Source organism: Labilibaculum antarcticum, assembly GCF_002356295.1.
Taxonomy (GTDB): Bacteria; Bacteroidota; Bacteroidia; order Bacteroidales; family Marinifilaceae; genus Labilibaculum; species Labilibaculum antarcticum.
The window spans coordinates 530,365-552,257 of record NZ_AP018042.1 but is presented as its reverse complement, the minus strand read 5'-3'; the positions used below and the strand labels follow the sequence as shown (position 1 = coordinate 552,257).

Genomic DNA, 21,893 nt, shown 5'->3' with positions numbered 1-21,893 from the left:
ATGAAATACACAAGAGAAATTAGTACAATCATCCTACTTATATTTATTATTTATGGATGCAAAGGAGCTAACAAATCAATTAATAAACAAAAAAGAAAGCCCAATATTGTTTTAATAATTGCTGACGATCTTGGCTATTCTGATGTGAATTACATGCATCAAAAATCTGAGATACAAACGCCAAATATTGACCAGCTAGCTAAAAGGGGAATCGTTTTTAGTGATGCTTATGCTGCTTGTCCGGTGTGTTCACCAACAAGGGCAAGCTTGATGACTGGTAAATACCCAGCAAGCTTAAAAATCACATGTCACATTCCGGGAATGGGAATGGATAAGTATCTAGCGAAGCTTAATAAAGGAAAAAAGTTAAAAGAAGCTTTCTTTTTAGATCATTTACCAAATGAAGAAGTAACCATTGCTGAAGTTTTAAAAGAACAAGGATATGCTACTGGGTACTTAGGAAAATGGCACCTAGGTGGTGAGGGTTCTATCTATACAAAAGATGGAATTGTAAATAGAGCTTACAATCCCGATGCTCAAGGATTTGATGTAAACATTGGAGGTTGTGCATATGGACAACCTGCGAGTTATTTCTCCCCTTATCGTAATGGCACCATTCCGGATGGCCCCGACGGAGAATATCTTACAGACAGACTTGGTGACGAAGCTGTAAAGTTTATTGAAGAAAAAAAAGATCAACCATTTTACCTCAACTTGGCCACATATACCGTGCATACTCCTTTAGCAGCTCCTACCGAATACGTTGAAAAATACGGAGGGAATAAATATTTTGCTATGATTGAAAAGCTTGATCAAAATGTTGGTAAAGTAATGGATAAGTTAAAGGAATTGGATTTATTGGAAAATACGATCGTTATTTTTTATTCCGACAATGGTGGATTATGGGGTAACCCTCCGTTGAAAGGCAAAAAGGGAACTTTGAATGAAGGTGGCATACGTGTTCCTTTAATTTTTAGATGGGATAATAATATTAAAGCCGGAACAACTTGCGATAAACCTGTTACAACAGTCGATTTTTTTCCAACAATGCTTGATGCTGTAGGAGTTTCACCTTCGGATTATCCACAATTAGAAGGACTTAGTTTACTCTCCTTACTAAAAGGAAAAAATAAGTTTCCTGAAAGATCCATCTATTGGCATTTTCCACATCACCGTAAAGAAGGATTATCTATGGGTGCTGCTGTTCGAAATGGTAAGTGGAAATATATTTATGGGTTTGAATCTGAAAAAGAATACCTCTATAACCTAGAAGAAGACATTACAGAACAATTTAATTTGATGGAGAAATATCCTAAAAAGGCAAAAGAGCTTTCAAGTGATTTGAGAGAATGGCAAGCAAAAGTTGGTGCTGAGATGCCAGAAATAAACACCGCTAATTAAATTTTACTTTAGAAAGTATGAAAAAGGTTTAGCGAGAGTTATTACATTCAATATCAGATCATAAAACATCTTAATGGAAAAATTTAACGGATGAAACGAATTGTCTTTATTATATCAATAGTAGTACTCGGCGGACTTCTGAATGCATGTTCTGACCAATCGAATCATACTTCGGTGCAATCGCCCGATAATTTAGTTCAACTATCAATTAATAATATAGGTGGCACAATTAAATATGAGCTACGTTGGCAAAACGAACTAATTATAGATTCGTCTACAATTTCGATATCACAAGATGTTCCAGTTAAAATACTGAATACCAAAATTCAAATAATAGATTCAACATGGAATCCGGTGTGGGGTCAGTTTAGTGAAATTCGTGATAATTACAACGAAATTGTTATGACCCTTGATGTAAACGGCAAGTCAGGTAAACTATTGGCCAGGGTTTATAACAATGGGATTGGATTTCGATTTTTATTAAACGACGTAAAAGCAGAGGACGCCCTAAACTTTTTTTGCGAATACAATCTTGCAGATGGGGATAAGGTTTATTATCCTTCGGGTGAAAATGAACCTAAAGGGCCTATCGCCATATCAGATTTGATAAATCTGAATTCAAATGCTAAAAAAATAGCCATACCAGTGGTTGTTGAGAGAACAAATAAAAAACACCTTTCTATATTAGAGTCAGATCTGTATTCTGCGAGAGGATTCGCTACCATGCGAATGCAAGTTAATGCAGAAACCGGGCAACTTTCGTCAACAAGTAAACTTAAGGATCAAAAAGGAAAAGTCGTAACACCATGGAAAGTTATTTTATTGGGCGAAACTGCTGGAGATATGCTTACCAATTCAGTTACGATTAATCTGGCAGCACCATGCGAGTTGAAAAATACAGATTGGATTAAACCCGGAAAAACACTTTGGGATTGGCGTGTTCATGGTTATACTGCACCCGATGGATTTGTATATGGCATTAATACCGAGAGCTACAAAAGATTTATTGATTTTGCTGACGAAAAAGGGATTGAATATTTTTTGATTGATGATTCCTGGTATAAACATGCAAGCAAAGGTCATTTTGAATTGTCGGACGAACTTGATTTGCAGACAGTAATTGATTATGCAGCCGATAAAAATGTAGAGCTCATACTTTATTACGACCGAAAACATGGAGAGTACGGCGATGCCGAATTGTTCTCCTATTATCAATCACTTGGCATGAAAGGAATAAAGTACGGTTTTATGGGAAATAATACAGATTTTTCGCGCGATGCTATTCGTTTAAGTGCACAAAATGAGTTACTCATAGATTTTCACGATGGGCCCGTTCCTTACACTGGTGTTCGTAGAACATCGCCCAATGCAATTACACGTGAATATTGCCACGCTCAACAAGATTCAAGAAGAGCATTTACACCCGAAGCTTTTATTAAAATGGCGCATATAAATGCCTTGCAAGGGCCTTTGGATATGAATAACGGCAACTTTGATTTGAATGGAATTAACAGTGGCAAAAGGCAAAAAGGTCCTAAGAAGTTGAATTCTTATTTATCAACCGTAGTTTCAGAAATGGCTCGTACTTTAGTCATTTTTAGTGGTTTGGTATGCATTCCTGATGCACCTGAGGCGTACGAAGCCAAAGCTGACTTATTCGATTTCATTCAGAAGATGCCTGTTGGAAAATGGGATGAAACTCAGGTGTTGAATTCAAACATAAACAAATTTATCACGACTGCCCGACGACATGGAAAAGAGTGGTTTATTGGTAGTGTTATCGTCCAGCATGGTGGCACATTGGATATAAAACTCGATTTTCTGGAAGGAGGTCAGACCTACGAAGCAACTTTTTACGAAGATACCGAAGACACCAATTGTAGAACCAATCCGGAGGCATATCAAATTCGAAAAGCTAAAGTTAAAAAAGGTGATTTGATTCAGGCAAAGCTGGCTCCTGGTGGTGGTCATTGTATGTGGATTCGTCCTGAAATAATTAACTAATATTTTGATGAGTTTAAATAAGCCAGGTTGTGAAAAGAATCACCACATACCAACATTTGTTTATTTTGCTATTACAGTTTGTTCTGACTTTACTTAAGTTAGTTCTTACTCAGGAGTCGAATAATATCACGAACATACAAAATGGTGGAATGAAGATCATTTAGGACTGTTTAATTGTTAGGGGGAAATATTCCATTACTACATCATAAAAAGAATTGTTCATATTAAAACCTAAGCAACAATATTAATTGCGCATTCGCAATAGGCACTATTTAAGAAATTATAAAATTATATAAAAAAAAGCATGATGAAAATACAAAAGTTTGCAATAGTAGCGATACTGTTGGGTATATGCTTAAGCTGTACAAACAAGACTAAGAAGATGAAATTAACCTATGTTGGTGTAGCAGCAGAACAGGAAGGCATGCATGTATGGGGATCATCTCCCGTTATGGACAAAGAAGGCAAAGTGCATCTTTACGCAGCTCAGTGGCCAACGTCCACACAAACAAATTTTAGCGGATGGTTCAAAGATTGTGAAATAGGTCATTACGTGAGCGATAGTCCCGAAGGTCCTTTTAAATATTTAGGTGTGGCTGTACATGATAGAGATAGCTTATTCAACTCACCACATAACCCTACCATTAATTATATCGATGGTAAATATGTACTTTGTTTCATTGTAAACGAAAATAGTAAATTAACCACACAACGTATTGTGATGTATGTGGCAGACGACCTCAATGACAACTGGCGTCCAGCAAAAGGAGCTGAGGCAGATGGGACAGTAATACGAAAACCCCAAGACTCTACCATATGGAACTACAATGCAAAACTAGGCGTTTCGAATCCATCATTAATAAAATACAAAGGTCAATATCTTTTGTATCATAAATCGGTTATCCCAAAACAGCCAAAGGGTTCTGCTTATACTTATGGCGTTTCTGTAGCCAATAAATTGGAAGGTCCATACATTCCTTACCCTGAAAAAATAACGCCCCCTAAAATGCAGCTCGAAGATGCTTATGCCTTTACGATGAACGATTCTGTATATCTTATGAGTCGTGATTTCGTGGGTTCGTTAGGAAGCAGAGGAGGAGGTCTTTTATGGCAATCGGCAGATGGATTTCACTTTGACAGCAAAAGTACAAAGAGAGCTTATGAAGACTTAGAGCACTATGTAGGTAAAGCACATCTAGAAAACGCTACGGCCTATAGAGGGAAAAAAGATGGACACCTTGAACGAGCACAAATATTATCTATCCAGAACAAACCTGCGTACCTATATTTGGCTACTGGCGTTCAAGTAAAACCCGGTTATGGCAGTAGTTCGCATGTATTCAAAATTAGTTTTGAATGATATAACAATGGTCACGGTCAGGCAAAGCGTTGATACCAATTATGGATTAGGATTTTCTATAAAAAGAAGTAATTATCAAAATAGGATGATGAAGGTAAACCTGAATTTTTATTTGTGGCCACTATATACAAGGGAGTCAGTGATAATAATGTGATTAAAATAAATGAAAATTAGTAAAATGAAATCAAGAAAAATCAGATTAACGCTTTTACTATTAGTATGCACAATTTTTACTGTTGAAGCTCAAAATATTGTGCCGGATAAAAAATTACTATACAAAGAAATAAATGGGGATAGCCTTTATTTGCATGTGTTTGAACCGCAATTATCGAAAGAACCGACAGCTGTTATCGTATTCTTTTTTGGAGGAGGTTGGACAGGTGGTAATCCCAAACAATTTTACCAACAAAGTAAATATTTGGCTTCGAGAGGCATGTTGGCGATATCTGCTGAATATAGAATAAAGAGTGTTCATGGCACTTCTCCTTTTGATTGTGTTGAAGATGGGAAATCGGCCATTCGTTGGATTCGCAAACATGCTTCGGAACTAAATGTTGATCCGAATAGAATTGTTGCTAGTGGAGGTTCTGCTGGTGGACATGTTGCTTTATGCACTGCTGTAGTTAACGGATTAGAAAATCCTAACGAGGACTTATCCATAAGCTCAGTTCCAAATGCTGTGATTGGATACAATCCGGTGTATGATACGACAGACAAAGGCTATGGCCATAAAAAAGTTGCTGGTCGCGAAACGGAAATATCTCCTTGTCATCAAGTAAAAAAGAATATGCCTCCCATGTTATTGTTTCATGGAAAAGAAGACAAAACGGTTCCTTTTGAAAACGCTAATCGTTTTAGAACACTGATGAAAGAAGCAGGGAATTCAATTGAGCTTATAGCAATAGGTGACGTTGGGCATGGGTTCTTTAACGGTGATTTTTTTAGAAAAGGCACTGGAAATAAATACTTTAATTTAACAATGTATGATACTGACTTATTTCTAGCGAAAATGGGCTATCTTACTGGTAAGCCAGTGATTTCAAGAGATTTAAAACACGTATCATGTGTTGGCGATAGCAATACCAAACGCAAATATCCCCAATTCCTGCAGCAAGAACTAGGTGATGAATATCAGGTGAAAAATTATGGAAGGGGTGGAGCAACCCTCATTGATGGATCCTTATATCCATACTTTAAAACAAGCGAATACAAAAACTCGCTGAAATTTATTCCCGATGTTGTTTTAATAATGTTTGGTACAAATGATGCAAACCCCAGATGGAGCTCAGATGCTACTCGTAAAACTAAATTTAAAGGTTCACCTCAAGAGGAATTTAAAAGTGAATTTATTAAATTGATAAATACATATAAGGAAAAGAACAATAAAGCTCAAATTTATGTTTTAACTCCTATGCCGATTTGGGCAAATGAAAATCCTAAAAAAGAAAATATAGTAGGGCGTAAAGAGCAACTCAATAAATGGGTAATTCCTATGGTTAAAGAAATTGCACAAGAGCAAAACGTCAAATTGCTAGATGTACATAAATTAATGAAGAAAGGATTTAAATACACTATTGATGGCGTACATCTTAGTCGTGAAGGGTATAAAGTATTGGCGAAAAAAATTGCAAAGAAAATAAGGTAATATACTTTTTGTTTAATTATTAAAGTTAGATTTTTTTAAAATGAAGAATTTATATATCATAGTATTTTGTGGACTTTTATTATCATGTAGTTCGCAAAAGCTAGAAAAAAAAGATAGTAAACCAAACGTCATTGTTATTTTAATTGATGATGCTGGTTATGCAGATTTTGGATTTATGGGTTGTAAAGATTTAGAAACTCCTAACATTGATAAACTCGCAAAAAGTGGTGTTGTACTTACGGATGCACACGTAAGCGCAACAGTTTGTGCACCAAGTAGAGCAGGTTTAATTACAGGTAAATACCAACAACGTTTTGGTTTTGAAGCTAATAATACTGGAGATGAAAATTCAGGAGATATTGGGCTTTCAGATGATGTAGTAACAATGGCAGATGTTTTTAAAGAAAACGGATATAAAACAATAGCATTAGGTAAATGGCATTTAGGAGCACATAAGACTGATCATCCTAATAAGCGTGGATTTGATGAGTTTTATGGTTTTGAGGCAGGAAGTAGATCTTATTTTCAGATAAAAAATCCTAGTAAAGCTAAAATGCTTCAGCATAATCTAAAACGTGTACAATTTGAAGGTTATTTAACGGATGTTTTAGGCGATCAATCGGTCAAATATATTGAAGAAAATAAAGACAATCCATTCTTTATGTATCTTGCTTACAATGCAGTACATACACCGTTGGAAGCTAAGGCTGAGCATTTAGAAAAATACAAAAATCATTCAAGACAAAATTTGGCAGCTATGACTTGGTCTTTAGATGAGAATATTGGAAAGCTACAAAAGAAATTAGTAGAACTTGGAATAGCAGAGAATACGTTAATTTATTTTTTAAGTGATAATGGAGGAGCTGCAAATAACACTTCGAGTAGCGGACCATTAAAAGGATGGAAGGGAAATAAATTTGAAGGAGGACATCGAGTGCCATTTATTGTTAGCTGGCCATCACATATTAAATCAGGACAAACATTTGGTGGGCTTTCATCTTCTTTAGATATTTTCACAACTTCTTTGGCTGCTGCTCAGATTAAAAAGGATAAGGATTTAATTTTAGATGGTGTTAATCTTTTGCCATATTTAAAAGGAGAGAAAAAAGGAGACCCTCATGAAAAACTATTTTGGAGAAAATTAGAAGAAGCAGGAGCTAGAGTGGGAGATTATAAGATGATACGTCTTAAAGATTACGGATCTACTTTATATAATCTTGAAACTGATTTAGGTGAAATGGACGATTTAAAAGATTCTAATAAAAATGAATTTAATAAAGTAGAGGAAGCATTAAAAACATGGGAATCTGAAATGATTACACCCCTTTGGATTGAGCCTAGAGATTGGATGGATGTTACCTATCATATTCATAAACGTTTAATGCAAAACAAGAAGGTATTGTATTCTAATCCTTATAAAATGAGGCAAGTATTGTCAAAAGACAAATGAAAACGACAATAGATTTATATTCTTTTGAAGTTGGCTTTGTTTTTCATATCAGGCCCAAAGATGTTATAATCACAGGCACAGATAATCTCAATAGTTTCACCGATACAATCAAGACTGTTTTTCCTGATTCTACAAGCCAAATCTGTGTGGTACACTAAATTCTGAATTTCTATTAAAAGTACTAAAGAGGAATTGAAGGTTTATGGAGTTTGATATTTATAATTTAAGTTTTCTAATTGTTAGATTTATTTTATTCAGGTTGTTATGTTTTAAAGGTATATAATAAAATTAATCAATTTTTACTAGCCTATTTTTTTAGCGTGGGCTCGTTAATTAACCCAATTACTAATTATGAACACAAAAAAGATTTCTCTTTTATTTTGTCTGGCGATACTTGTATTTTCCGGACTTCGTGCACAGCAACACGACTGGGAAAACGAACAGGTCATTGGAATCAATAAGGAACTTGGACATAGCACATATGTGCCATACGCGACTATTTCACAGGCATTGTCGGATTATGCAGAAGATTCCCCGTATTACGAATGTTTAAACGGGACATGGAAATTCAATTGGTCAAAGTCTCCTGATTTAAGACCATTAAGTTTTTACAAATCCGATTTTGATGTAAGCTATTGGGATGATATTGATGTTCCCTCAAACTGGCAGACGAAGGGATACGGTAAACCTATTTATACAAATGCTAAATATCCCTTTGGCAAAAATCCTCCGTATGTAATGGGCGAAAAAGTTCCCGATACCTGGACGCATTCAAAACTTCCGAATCCAGTAGGCTCATACCGGCGTACTTTTGAGATTCCTGATAGTTGGGATGGGAAGAAAATTTATCTTCATTTTGCAGGTGTTCAGTCAGCGATGTATGTATGGGTAAATGGTGAAAAAGTCGGATATACTCAGGGAAGTATGACGCCTGCCGAATTTGATATAACACCATATATCAAAAAAGGTGAAAATATGATAGCCGCTGAGGTATACAGATGGAGCGACGGCAGCTATTTGGAAGATCAGGATTTTTTTCGTTTGAGTGGTATATTCAGAGACGTATTTGTTTTTGCTGTTCCCGAATTGCATATAAGGGACTTTTTTGTTCAGTCAGAATTAAGCAGTGATTTTTTATCAGCGGTACTAAAAACGAATTTATCATTTAGTAATGATAAATACAGAGGAGCCGCGAGCATAGAAGCTTATCTTTTAAAAGACGGTGAAACTTATAATGGAGAAAAGCCTGTTTTTGTGAAGAATATATCAAAAAGAGAAAGTGCAAAAAAAGATTTTAACCTGAATATAGAAACAAATATTGAGCATCCAAAACTATGGTCAGCGGAAATCCCCAATCTTTATACTGTGGTATTTGTACTAAAAGATGCATTAGGGAATACAACGGAAGTACTTGGAACGCCTTTTGGATTTCGAAAGATAGAAATAAAGGATTCCCAGTTATGGGTAAACGGGAAAAGTGTGAAATTAAAAGGAGTAAACAGACATGAAATCGATCCTGTAAATGGAAGAGCATTATCTTATGATTTGATGTTAAGGGATATCCGTTTATTTAAACGTTTTAATATAAATACTGTAAGAACATCCCATTATCCTGATAATACATGGTTTTATAAATTATGTGACAGGTATGGAATATACATGATCGACGAAGCAAACCTTGAGACGCACGGATTTGGATACGGAAAAGAGTCCCTGGCACATGATGCAAAATGGCAAAAAGCACATGTCGACAGAAATGTTTCCATGGTAGAGAGAGACAAAAATCATCCGGCCGTGATTATATGGTCCATGGGAAACGAAGCAGGTCACGGCGTTAATTTTGAAGCATGTCGTAAAGCCATAAAAGCAATTGATAGTATACGACCTATTCATTATTCGATATACAATAAAGTAGCAGATATAGAATCAAAAATGTATCCTAGTGTGGAATGGCTTGACAATACCGGAAAAAAGGAAAGCCCAAAACCTTTCATTATGTGTGAGTATGCACATGCTATGGGAAATGCAGTCGGTAATCTTCAGGAATACTGGGATGTAATTGCAAAACATAAAAGACTCATAGGAGGATGTATCTGGGACTGGGTAGATCAGGGGCTAAATAAGGAAATATCCGGTAAACCCGGTGAATACTTTTTTGCATATGGCGGAGATTTTGGTGATCGGCCTACAGACTGGAATTTTTGTGTAAACGGACTGACGACACCCGATCGTAGTATCACGCCCAAGATGGAAGAAGTAAAAAAAGTTTATCAATATATCACTGTTAGCCCTGAAGATATAGTTAATGGGAAGATCGAGATCAAGAATAATTATCAGTTTATTAATCTTAATAAGTTTGATGCCAGCTGGGAGATGAGTTGTAATGGAAAAGTTATTGACGCTGGATCTCTGGCTTCTGTAAACTTAAAGCCGGGAGATTCCAAAGAATTAGTCATTCCATTTACAGAACCGCAATTACAACCAGGTGGCGAATATTTTCTAAAAGTTTTGTTTAAACTTAAGAAGGACGAATTATGGGCAAAACGCGGATACTTATTAGCATGGAATCAAATGGCAGTACCCTTTGATGTTCCAGAGGTGAAATCGGAGCAAGATATACCCGGTGGAATACAGTATGAAGAAAAAGGAGACAGGATTGAGGTGTTAGGAAAATATTTTACATTATGTTTTAATAAAAAAGTAGGAACAATAACAGACCTTAGCTATTGGGGTACAGATATATTTAAAACAAATGAGGAGGCCGTCTATGGAGGCAAAAGAATAGAGGACCAGAGACATACTATATGGCAGGATACAATAACCAGTGAAAAAGTGGCTGGCCCAATGCTGAATATCTTCAGAGCACCTACAGACAACGACAGAAAGATTAGTCAGAATTGGAGAAAAGCAGGAATGGATGACATGCATCCTGAAGTAAAAAGCGTAACAGTTTCTAAAGATGACGGAGATGTAAATATTAAGACATTTATAGTTTCAAAATCATCGGAAGGATATATCGTACGACAGCATACCAGTTACAAAATCTATGGAAATGGTTTTATTGATGTAAACACAGAATTTGATCCTGATACCCTGGACTATTCACTGGCAAAACTTGGTTTTATAATGAGAATGCCCAAAGGTTTTGAAAAGGTAAACTATTATGGTGCTGGCCCTCATGAGAACTATAGGGATAGATTGCATTCAGCCTCTATCGGGCAATATAAAACTACGGTAAATGATATGTTCGTGCCTTACTTGAGAACACAGGAATGTGGCAATCGAAGTAATGTGAGATGGTTTACAATAACAAATTATAATGGTATAGGAATGATGATAAAGGGAGATCCAATGGTGAACTTCAGCGCCCTGCATTACACGCCTGAGGATTTGGATAGGGCAAATCATCCCTATGAATTAAAAAAACGTCAGGAGACGATTGTTAGTGTTGATCTTGAACATCTTGGTCTGGGCGGAGGAAGCTGTGGTCCCGGTCCTTTGGATTGTTATCAGTTAAAAACTCATAAGGCAGTTTTCAGCTTTTCAATTCGTCCGTATTCTGATATTATGGGAACCTTTTCGCAGGTTGCAATTAAGAAGGTTGGGGAATAAACACAAAATTAAATGGATGTTTTGCTTCTATTATAAAATTAAATATATGCTTATTTTATTTTAGGAGCTGACTCAATAAAACAGTACCGACTAAATTGGTTCACTTGACAATTCAGGAGGATTTTATATTAGTGCAATTTTTTTTAATATTAATTGAAATAGAAACTTAGACCCAAGGATAAATGAGAAACTTCACACATTCCGTAATCGGCCTAATTCTTTTTTGGGTCGTGCTTAGCGGATTCACCGAAAAACAACCAGACACTTATCAGCAACGTCTTTCCTTGTTAAATGAGAAAATTAGCGACGTAAAATCAGTTCTTGAAGACGCTGAAGGATTTCAGAAGAAATCAGGAAACATCGATCTGCAGACTGCAGAGTTCTTTTCTGAATATATTGCTTGGGAAATTGACAATCCTGAAATTACTAAAGACGCTCTTATGGGTAACGAAGCAATTGTTATTTCTGTTGGAGCCTCATCTCTTGCAGTTAAAACGGGTGCAAATATCGATTCTTTGGAGCGTGAAAAACGTTACCATCATCTTATAAATTTTGAGCTGACAAGTTCCATGGAGATTCTTGACCAAGCATTGATACGTCTAAAAAAAGACGCAGTGTGGCCAGATCAAGAGGACATCCAATGGGACCAGATGAAGTTCGAAAATGGCTACTTTCGCATAAATGACCGTCCGGTTTTTTCTGGAGGATTTAATGTAATAGATCACAGTTTGGTGGATGCCGACAAATACCCCGAGTGGGCAGAAAAGGATAAGACCTTAATACCATTATTTCTTAAAAAAATGCAGGGGCTAGGTGTTGGTATTATCAACATGAATATAAATGTCCCTAATTTGATAATGAGCGACGGGAGTATCGATAGAGCGAGTATCAAGGTATTTACTGATAAGATCCAAAGCTATGATCAAATGGGTTTTAAAGTTGATGTTAGATTAGGATGGAGTGGAAGTAGGGATGTTCTGGAAAAGTTCTGGCCAGGTATCACCAAATATTATGCACATTCTGTCCCTTTTGATATTGATCACCCAGGGGTCAATGCAATGATGTCAAAAGCTATGGACGTATTGATGCCCGAACTGCAGAAACTTCCTGCAATCATATCCTGGGACTTGGCCAATGAACCAGGATTCTATCTTCATATGTGGAGTCCACATACCTTAACGAAGTATCAAGCACGGCTTAAAGAACAACATACAACGGTAGAACGGTTGAATACAGCTTGGAAATCAAATTATTCTAGCTTTGCGTCGATTCCTCTTCCTACGGCTAAAAAGCCGAATCAATGTTCGCCTGGTGAATGGTACGATATTGCGACATTCCAGAGTTACAGGGTGAAGCTATTTTTTGAATTAGCACAGAGCAGTATTCGTAAATATGTGCCTGATGCCACTATTCACATGAAAGCCCAGGATAATTCAAGCCTTGGGCCTAGGCCAAACGCAGTGACTGATGGCATAGATCGTGAAATGTTGACACCTTTGTTGAGTCTGCAGGGGGTTGACACCCGTCCGCTGCCAGTAACTGAACCTCGTATGGCTGCAAGTAACTATGATGAATCTATCTATGGATTTCACTGGTTAGGCCAATCGTTTTTATATGACTATCTGACCTCCCTGGAGCCCCAACACTCAGTGGTAGATTTCGAATACCATGCTTTTTCTATCAATGGCATTCGCATTCCTGATATGCCACAGAATCATTCCAAAGCTTCGCTTTGGTTGGCTCAACTTCACGGACAAATTAGCAACATTACCTGGTATTGGCATCGTCGCTACGGCCCCAACCCCTTTTATAATGAAAGAGCTCGATTGTGGTTTTATGGAAACATTTCTACGCAACCCTTGGTTGCCGCAGAGTATTTTCAAACCATGTTAAGACTTAACACATTCGCTGAGGAAGTGGAAGCCTTGGCAACCGATCCGATTGGACCAGTTAGGTTACTGGTTTCTAAACCGTCCTTTATTCAGAATCAGGCGCATATCGATGCTTTGCATAGAGTATATGAAGCCACCTGTTTTCATGGTAGGCGTATTGGTTTTGTAACCGAAGACATGCTAAAAGTCAATGGGATTCCAGAAGGGTGCAAAATGATCATTATCCCCGATGTTGAGTATGTAAGTGAATCAGCCTTGCAAGTACTTCAAGAGTCTTTGCAACAGGGTGTACAGTTGGTACGGTTTGGCGACATAACTCCTGCTTTTGATCCCCATGGCTTACCACATGCTCCGTCAAGACTTGAATTTTTAGAGGATGTGCCTACGTATAAATATGCATCAGCACCAGAGCTTTCAATGGCATTTGAATCTATGCTTGCACCTTATAGTAAAGATTTACCTGTAAAGGTTAGTGTCGTAAATAGCAAAGGTGCTTTCGGCGTCATGCACAGACAGGTTGAAGTCAATGGCAAAAGGGTGGTATTGCTAGTAAATGTGTCTGACAAACCTGTACAGGTGCAATTGCAATCGAAAAAAGGAAGAGCAATCGACGGCTATGATATGCTAAGTGGAGAGGAAGTAAAGGGCGATAATATCAACATGTCTTTTGAGGGTGTTCGGCTCATAAGGGTAAAATTATAATATGGACATATATATTGGGGGTACAATAGAATATTAGTTTTTATATTTGTAGTCTCAAATCAGAATTGGTGGTACTTCCTAGGAGTACTGCCTTTTTTTATAAAAGAATAATTGTTACAAATATCTGTACTTTGAGTTGTGGTTTTGCTTTGGAAAAAGTATTATAAATTAAGTACTACTACTACTACTAATTTAGTGGGTAAAAGTTATAACAGGTTATTTCTTGATATTATCAATAGGTTTAAACATATTGATTATTGTGCAATTTAAGAGATTCACTTCAGTTGCAAAATATCGTTTGCTATAATATTATTCAATCTTCCACTAAAATGGTAGTAGAACCCTAAATTAATATTTCTAATTCGAAATTGAATGAAGTTAATGACTAAGATTTAAGTCTTAAAAGTTTTGTTCAAAGATTGGCGCGTTATTTTTATCCAGTAATTCGAAGTAATCGATATAACCACTGCCATGAAATCTTAGCGAAACACCCAGTACTTCACCTATTGAGTTATTGTATTCTTCCTGAAAGACTATTGCCGAATTGATGTTTACCTGAACGTGTTGATTCGTGTTTTTAATTTCAATTTCATTCCAGCTTTTAATATTCAGTGAAAAATTTGTTAAGTCGGCATAAGACCCCTGTGCTGTTTTTTCACTTAAAGTAAACTCCCCAAATTGGCTACATCCTTCGTTGGTAAGTTTAAAACTTATCAATCCACTTTCACCAATGACATTAATGTAGGCAGAATAACAGCGAATAGTTGGCCAGTAGTTTATGTTTTTTATCCGCGTTTTTAAGTTGAATGTATCGCCATTTATTCCTGTTTTTTTGAAATTATCCAAACGTAGAACAATGATTTGAGTGGTGTCCATTCCAATATTTGCTAAATCTTTTCGTGTTGGATGGAATCCTTCATCACCTGTTGTCAATTCTATGGGTACGGGAAAATACCTTTCGGTATAGTTTTGATGATAATAGTGGGCCAAAGCTTGCCAATCGGTAGTCGGAATAAATAGTTTAAGTGTATCAGATAATACTTGTCTTCTAGTGCTTACGTTAACATTGAAAATTCCCGGATGGCGATAGAAATGTGAAATTAATTGCTTTGTTGCCAAAAGATGCTTTAGTGGGTATTCATCGCCAAACGAAACAAAAAGGGAGTCTTTCGTATCTGGAATTTCATAATGAAAAAATGCCGTTGCCGGGTTGGCTCCATCTATTTTTTTTAATTCAATTTTTGCCGAGATTAATTTATCTGAGGAAGATATTTGTAATCGATAAAGAAGTAGTATACCAGCAATCAGAATGGGAACAATTAGTAATAAGAAAGTTGTCTTTTTAAAGAAATGCAGAATCGTGATCTTTTCATTTACTGTTATTGTCGCATACTTTTCCATCGCTTCTAGTGTCGATTCCTGTGGATAGTATTTGTCAGAAGTTTTACTCTTACCAAAAATTCTTTTTAAGGTGGTAGCACTGATTAAAACCTTGCTTGCCTTATTAATGTCAAAACTTAAATCTTCAAAATCACGATTTCGCCAGTTTGTGGATTGACCTTTTCCAAACTTTTGTATAACTCCTTTTTTTATGAAGTTAAGACGTTTTTTATATTTATTAGTGATCAAAACCATAATTTACAACCATCAATTAGTCAAATATTTAAGTTGTCCATAGTTCTGTTTTCACTATGGACAGCTGAAGATCGTAATTTTTGTGGACATTTTAATAGTTTCGAAGAAGATATCGGTGAAATGGAGGATCTTATTAAAAACTCATCCTGTAAAAATGCAATTGAAGAATTACAAAAACGGGTTGACAATTCTAAAGTGGAGATCCTTACTATTGAATGATTTCTTTTCGCTTTCCTAGAATTTGAATAGTACTTATAATTGAAATACATATTCCTTTATTAAAAAATAGTAAACTTATAATTATGAATAAAATACTTTCTTTTTTAGCAATTCTTCTTTTGGCTTTACTATTTTTTTCATTCAAAGTACCTGAGAAAGAATCGAAAAATCAACCTAACATTATTTTTATTTATTCCGACGATCAACGGCAAGATGCAACTGGATTTAATGGGAATGAGATAATTATTACCCCTGAGTTAGACCGGTTTGCACAAGAAGGCATACGATTTTTAAATGCGAATGTTGTATTTGCCCTTTGTAGCCCAAGTCGTGCAGCACTGCTCACCGGTCGTTATGGAAGTGCAAATGGTGTTTTGCATTTAAATAGCGATTTAAACGAAAATGAAATTACTATTGCTTCTTATCTGAAAGAGGCGGGCTACAATACGGCCATGTCAGGAAAGTGGCATTTAGGAACAAAACCAGAGGAGGCTGGATTTGATTTTTACTGTTATTTTAAAGGAAATGGAGCTTATTACGGAAGGTCAATTTTCGATATGGGCAAAAAAGTGAATCCTGAAATCCACTGTGACGAATATTGTGTCAATCGTTCAATCGACTTTTTAAAAGATGCCGCGTCGAAAGATCAACCCTTTTTTCTTTTTCATAACACCCAGCTACCACACATGAATGGCAAATTAATTTGGAATGCAAAACAGGAAACGCTTGATAAGTACAAGCAGGAAGAGATGCCGGTATCTACAACTCGTCTTGATAACCTGAACAATAAGCCAGATTACCTAAAAACAGTACGAAATTGTACGAAATCCAAAGATTACGGATATCCCGATTCTGTAGCCATTCAAAAACACACCAAAGAGTATTATTCGGTAATCACCGAGATGGATGATGCTCTTGGGCGCTTGTTTAAGACAATTGAGGAACTGGATTTAATGGAAAATACCTACATATTCTTTATGAGTGATAACGGTTGGATGCTTGGCGAACATGGTTTTACTAGCAAGGTATTACCTTATCAGCCGTGTTCATCTGTTCCTCTTTTTGTTGTAGGTCCAGATATTAAACCCGGTTTAAACAATAACCTGGTCTTGAATATTGATATGGCTCCCACAATTATGGAATTAGCAGGTATTGAAAGTTCGAGTGCTATTCATGGGAAAAGTATTGCTGGCATTCTTTCTGGTGAAAAACTGTCGATTCGTGATGCTTTTGTTTACGAAGGCTTGGGGAATTATGGAGGAACCTTACCAAACCTTACGGTGGTGTCAAAAGAATACAGATACATTGTAACCTACGAAGATGAAAGCTTGAAAAAGGTTGTTTTCAGAGAGTTATATAACCAACAATACGATGTCGACGAAATGGATAATCTTATTGAAAAGTCTTCCTACAAAAAAGTTATTAAAGAGCTTCAGAAATGGATTGACAAGCATAAAGAGGAAGTACTCGGTATTCAATAATCTCTTTCCCGTTTTCCGAAATTTAACTAGACTCAAATAATACTAATACAGATCACTTAATTAACTGCAAACTAATAATTATGAGGAATTCACTTTGCTTATTAGCACTAATTACACTTCTTTTTTCGTGTCAGAGCACACAGACGACAACGAAAAGTCCCCGTCAAGTGAGTGGGATTTATCCACACTTGGCGATGTATAACAGCCAAGGTGAGTGTGGAACAGGTGCTATTGTGCCCTGGGCCGATAGGCTATGGGTGATTACTTATGCTCCTCATTGGCCTGTTTATACCGATGATAAACTGTACGAAATAACACCTGATTTACAGCAAATAGTGAGAGAAGAAAGTCTTGGAGGAACCCCTGCTAATCGTATGATCCACAAAGAAAGCCAACAGCTTTTTATTGGACCTTATGCTGTTGATACAGCGAGGAATGTTCGAGCTATTCCTTACACAGATATGCCAGGTCGCCACACGGGGAATGCACGTCACCTCACTGATCCCGAGAATAAGATTTATTACGGAACAATGGAGGAGGGTTTTTATGAAGTGGATGTCAAGACTCTCGAGCATAATGAATTGTATAAAGACAGAAATAATGAAAAAGGAAGGATTGCTCAACATCCTAAGCTTAATGCCAATCAAAAATTGGCTGATTTACCAGGGGCACATGGTAAAGGTTTGTATTCAGGACAGGGTGTTATGGTATTTTCTAATAATGGAGAAGCTGGTAAAAAAGCTAAAACCGATTTTGATACAGAAGCTGGAGTGCTTGCTGAGTGGGATGGTAAAGACTGGAAGGTTGCACGCCGTAACCAATTTGTCGAAGTTACCGGGCCTGGTGGTATTTATGGTAATAAGAATCCTGAAACTGATCCCATATGGGCAACAGGTTTTGATTACAAATCTATTATTTTAGGTGTTAGAAATGCCACAACGGGCTGGGATTTTTACCGCTTACCAAAAGCCAGTCATAGTTACGATGGGGCGCATGGTTGGAATACAGAATGGCCACGTATTAGAAATGTAGGCACCACAGAAAAATCCGATTATTTAATGACTATGCACGGTATGTTTTGGAAATTTCCAGAAACGTTTACAGCTAAAAACTCTGCGGGGATTCGTCCACGATCAGCTTATTTAAAGGTTATTGGTGATTTTACACGATGGAATGATCAATTGGTTTTTGGCTGCGATGATTCTGCTCAAAAGGAATTTCTGAATAAAAGAAAGCAAAAAGGCAATATAGAAGGACCTGGACAATCCAATTCAAACCTATGGTTTACTTCGTTCGATAAACCTGACCAACTGGGACCTAATACGGCATCTGGTTCAGTGTGGTTAAATGATAAAGTAGCTGCCAATGAAACGTCAGAACCTATGCTCTTTGCTGGATGGCCTAAACGAATGGCTTGGATTCAGAATGGAGGAGCTTCGGATACTAAATTCGTTTTTGAGGTAGATAAAATGGGGAATCAGAATTGGGATGAAATAAAAACGGTAGCATTAAAAGCTGGAGCATCAGCAAATGTTGAGTTTACTTCAGAAGAAAAAGGGGAGTGGATTCGCGTACGTTCTACATCGAAAACGGTGGCTACAGTTAGTTTTAACTACTCTGATATAGATGAAAGACAAAACCAAGCTGCAGCCATGTTTAATGGTCTAGCGAAAGTTGAAGAAGCCAATGTAATGGGTGGCTTGTTATATGGTTTGGGTGATAACCGTCGTGCGCTTGGTGTTTCGTCTAAGACTTTTGAGAATGGAGTGGAAAAAGAAACAGGATATTACGAACTGGATGATGCGTTTAATCTTGTTAAGAAAGAGGATGTTAAAACCAATACATTCATCAATGAAAAATTTGCTATACCCGAGAATGCAGTAGATATTCAAGAATCGTCGGTTTTAATTGTTGATGATAGAGATCGTAGATGGCGTTTGCCTTTGGGCAGTGAGCTGTATGAAGGATTAACTAATCAGGCACAATTAAGAATCTGTCGCGAGGTAGCCACAGAACGTGACCTACTAAGTTGTTCAGGTACATTTTACGAATTACCAGCCGAAAATGCTGATGGCTTTGCTAAGATAAGACCTATTTCGTCTCATCATTTCCGCATTCATGATTACGCTTCGTACAGAGGTATGCTTGTGATGACAGGTATAGATACTGACGCAAAAGCTGGAGAACACATTGTGCGTTCTGATGATGGTAAGGCAGCCCTTTGGTTAGGTGCTATTGATGATCTTTGGACTTTGGGTAAACCCGTAGGTAGAGGTGGGCCATGGAAAAATACGGCTGTAAAAGCTAGTGTTCCTTCTGATGCCTATCTAATTGGGTTTTACGATAAAAGATCTTTGTCCCTCTCGCATGATTCGGAAGAAACAGTTACTTTTAAAATTGAGGTTGAACCTATTGGGCATGGACCTTGGATGAACTATAAAGAGGTGCAGGTAAAACCTGGAGAAACATTCGAATATGAATTTCCTACAAGCTTTCAGGCACGTTGGATACGATTTGTATCTGATAAAGACTGTTCTGCAACAGCTTGGCTGGTTTATCAATAACACTAAATATAATATGAAGCAAGAGTAAATAATTATTAATTCACACACGAGAATCGCCAGATCGACGAAATTAATGATTATTTGCGAATTGATAAATCGGCGTAGCCAATTGAAAGTTCCATATGACCATTGAAAGACAAATAGAAACATATGAAAACACTAAAATTAATTCTATTTATTTGTATAACATCATTCTATACAAATAGTGTAGCACAGGATGTATTAATAGAAGCTGAAAGTTTTGTTGATAAAGGAGGATGGGTTGTAGACCCTCAATTTGTGGAACAAATGGGGTCACCTTATTTAATGGCTCATGGTATGGGAGTTCCGGTGGAGAATGCCATTACTAATGTGAATTTTAAAGAAAAAGGAAAGTATCATGTTTGGGCTAGAACTAAGAACTGGGCTCCAGGAAATTGGGATGCTCCTGGGCAATTCAAAATATCTGTTAATGGAAAGGTCTTAAAAAACACACTTGGCCTTACTAGTGGATGGACTTGGGAATATGCTGGGAAAGTCAATATAGAATCTAATGAGGTCGAAATCCAATTGTCCGATCTAACAGGATTTAATGGTAGATGTGATGCTATCTATTTTAGTCAATCAAAGAAAATGCCCACAGAGGCGGAAACTAATTTGGCTTCTTGGAGAAAAGCTAAATTAGGAGAGACTACCATTCCTGAACAACAAAAATCTTACGATTTAGTCATCGTTGGAGGTGGTCTTGCAGGCTGTGCCGCGGCTATTTCTGCCGCAGAACAAGGATTAAATGTAGCTTTAATTCATGATAGACCAGTGTTAGGAGGTAATGCCAGTGACGAAATTCGAGTGCATACCTTAGGTATATATGGAAAGTTCGAACGCATCTTAAAAATGATTGATACTGAGCACTACCCTAATGGTTCTTATAAGGCAAAATATGACCAGGAAAGACGCGATAAAAATGTTAAGAGTTATAAAAACATAGATCTCTTTTTGGATTGGAGAGCATACGATGCTATATCTGAGAATAACGCTATCAAATATGTAGATGCGAGGAATACAGCTACAGGGGAACGTATCCGCTTTAAAGCACCGCGTTTTGTTGATTCAACAGGTGATGGATGGATTGGTTTTTGGGCTGGGGCCGAGTTTTCATATGGCCGAGAGAGTTCAAAAACCTATGGCGAGGCTTGGGATAAATGGGGAGAGCTGTGGAGCCCCGAAGAAGGGGATGATTTTGTTATGGGAGCTTCTGTGCTTTGGCAGAATGAAAAAACAAATGAAGTGCATGATTTTCCAGAATTACCGTGGGCTGCGGATGTAGCTAAAGAACATAAAGCTATTGCAGGCGAATGGCAGTGGGAGTTCTCAAGAAATGACCTCCATCAAATTGATGATGCCGAAGAAATTAGAGATCATATGTTACGTGCCATCTATGGCTCGTTTGCTAATGCAAAGAAATTAGATGAGAACAAGAATTATAAATTGGAGTGGGTTTCTTATTTAGTAGGAAAAAGGGAATCTAGAAGATTAATAGGAGATTATATATACACTTTTAACGATGTAAAGAATCTTACAAAATTTGAAGATGCTGTAGTAGAGGAAAAAAGAGCCGTTGATGTTCATTATCAAATAAATCTAAAAGATAGCGAAGAACCCGATTTCCTTTCGGAAGCGCTCTTTTATAAAGGCCCGAAGTATTATATTCCGTACAGAAGTTTGTATTCCAAAAACATAAGCAACCTATTTATGGCGGGTCGAAATTTTAGTTGTTCTCATATAGGTTTAGGCGGTCCAAGAGTAATGCTTACTACTGGACAAATGGGGGCTGCCGTTGGAATTGCAGCCGCAATATGCGAGAAGTATAACGTGACGCCAAGAGAGGTATATACAAAACACCTTCAAGAATACTTAGAGGTAATAGAGAAGCAACAATAATGTGTAAA

General features: G+C 37.0%; 11 protein-coding genes. 10 read left to right on the top strand and 1 reads right to left on the bottom strand.

Features of this window, described 5'->3' with window-relative positions:
* The 7 genes from ALGA_RS02115 (at position 1) to ALGA_RS02085 (ending at position 14,066) form a co-directional block, all read left to right on the top strand.
* On the top strand, positions 1-1,401 hold the full coding sequence (locus ALGA_RS02115) for a sulfatase (protein ID WP_096427729.1): 1,401 nt from the start codon (positions 1-3) through the stop codon (positions 1,399-1,401).
* Positions 1,402-1,491: 90 nt separating this feature from the next.
* The gene (locus ALGA_RS02110) at positions 1,492-3,405 is read left to right on the top strand and encodes a glycoside hydrolase family 97 protein (protein WP_096427728.1); all 1,914 of its coding nucleotides are present in this window, start codon (positions 1,492-1,494) and stop codon (positions 3,403-3,405) included.
* 382 nt (positions 3,406-3,787) lie between these two features.
* On the top strand, positions 3,788-4,765 hold the full coding sequence (locus tag ALGA_RS02105; RefSeq protein ID WP_197705679.1) for a glycoside hydrolase family protein: 978 nt from the start codon (positions 3,788-3,790) through the stop codon (positions 4,763-4,765).
* A 163-nt stretch (positions 4,766-4,928) separates the two neighbouring features.
* A complete protein-coding gene (locus ALGA_RS02100; RefSeq protein WP_096427726.1) occupies positions 4,929-6,410 on the top strand; it encodes a GDSL-type esterase/lipase family protein in 1,482 nt (493 codons plus the stop codon).
* A gap of 40 nt (positions 6,411-6,450) precedes the next feature.
* A complete protein-coding gene (locus ALGA_RS02095; RefSeq protein ID WP_096427725.1) occupies positions 6,451-7,860 on the top strand; it encodes a sulfatase-like hydrolase/transferase in 1,410 nt (469 codons plus the stop codon).
* A 351-nt stretch (positions 7,861-8,211) separates the two neighbouring features.
* Positions 8,212-11,472 carry a glycoside hydrolase family 2 TIM barrel-domain containing protein gene (locus ALGA_RS02090; RefSeq protein ID WP_096427724.1) on the top strand — a complete coding sequence of 1,087 codons (3,261 nt, stop codon included), beginning with the start codon at positions 8,212-8,214 and terminating at the stop codon, positions 11,470-11,472.
* Between the two features lie 182 nt (positions 11,473-11,654).
* Positions 11,655-14,066, top strand: coding sequence for a beta-galactosidase (locus ALGA_RS02085; RefSeq protein WP_096427723.1), 2,412 nt, complete (start codon positions 11,655-11,657; stop codon positions 14,064-14,066).
* Positions 14,067-14,465: 399 nt separating this feature from the next.
* On the opposite strand, the gene ALGA_RS02080 is transcribed toward ALGA_RS02085, so the two are convergent.
* Positions 14,466-15,695: a hypothetical protein gene (locus tag ALGA_RS02080; RefSeq protein ID WP_145957560.1), complete on the bottom strand. Its 1,230-nt coding sequence runs from the start codon at positions 15,693-15,695 to the stop codon at positions 14,466-14,468.
* A 308-nt stretch (positions 15,696-16,003) separates the two neighbouring features.
* Here ALGA_RS02080 and ALGA_RS02070 point away from each other — a divergent pair, with 308 nt between their 5' ends.
* The 3 genes from ALGA_RS02070 (at position 16,004) to ALGA_RS02060 (ending at position 21,885) form a co-directional block, all read left to right on the top strand.
* Positions 16,004-17,401 (top strand): sulfatase-like hydrolase/transferase, encoded by a 1,398-nt coding sequence (locus tag ALGA_RS02070; RefSeq protein ID WP_096427720.1) that lies wholly within the window; start codon positions 16,004-16,006, stop codon positions 17,399-17,401.
* 194 nt (positions 17,402-17,595) lie between these two features.
* On the top strand, positions 17,596-19,965 hold the full coding sequence (locus ALGA_RS02065; RefSeq protein WP_197705678.1) for a hypothetical protein: 2,370 nt from the start codon (positions 17,596-17,598) through the stop codon (positions 19,963-19,965).
* Between the two features lie 150 nt (positions 19,966-20,115).
* Positions 20,116-21,885: an FAD-dependent oxidoreductase gene (locus tag ALGA_RS02060; RefSeq protein ID WP_096427718.1), complete on the top strand. Its 1,770-nt coding sequence runs from the start codon at positions 20,116-20,118 to the stop codon at positions 21,883-21,885.
* The last annotated feature ends 8 nt before the right edge of the window (positions 21,886-21,893 follow it).

What these genes read in the sequence shown, in the direction of transcription:
- ALGA_RS02105 (WP_197705679.1), top strand. Translation starts at nt 3,788, where the DNA reads ATGAAATTAACCTATGTTGGTGTAGCAGCAGAACAGGAAGGCATGCAT.
- ALGA_RS02115 (WP_096427729.1), top strand. Translation starts at nt 1, where the DNA reads ATGAAATACACAAGAGAAATTAGTACAATCATCCTACTTATATTTATT.
- ALGA_RS02090 (WP_096427724.1), top strand. Translation starts at nt 8,212, where the DNA reads ATGAACACAAAAAAGATTTCTCTTTTATTTTGTCTGGCGATACTTGTA.
- ALGA_RS02060 (WP_096427718.1), top strand. Translation starts at nt 20,116, where the DNA reads ATGAAAACACTAAAATTAATTCTATTTATTTGTATAACATCATTCTAT.
- ALGA_RS02085 (WP_096427723.1), top strand. Translation starts at nt 11,655, where the DNA reads ATGAGAAACTTCACACATTCCGTAATCGGCCTAATTCTTTTTTGGGTC.
- ALGA_RS02100 (WP_096427726.1), top strand. Translation starts at nt 4,929, where the DNA reads ATGAAAATTAGTAAAATGAAATCAAGAAAAATCAGATTAACGCTTTTA.
- ALGA_RS02110 (WP_096427728.1), top strand. Translation starts at nt 1,492, where the DNA reads ATGAAACGAATTGTCTTTATTATATCAATAGTAGTACTCGGCGGACTT.
- ALGA_RS02095 (WP_096427725.1), top strand. Translation starts at nt 6,451, where the DNA reads ATGAAGAATTTATATATCATAGTATTTTGTGGACTTTTATTATCATGT.
- ALGA_RS02070 (WP_096427720.1), top strand. Translation starts at nt 16,004, where the DNA reads ATGAATAAAATACTTTCTTTTTTAGCAATTCTTCTTTTGGCTTTACTA.
- ALGA_RS02065 (WP_197705678.1), top strand. Translation starts at nt 17,596, where the DNA reads ATGTATAACAGCCAAGGTGAGTGTGGAACAGGTGCTATTGTGCCCTGG.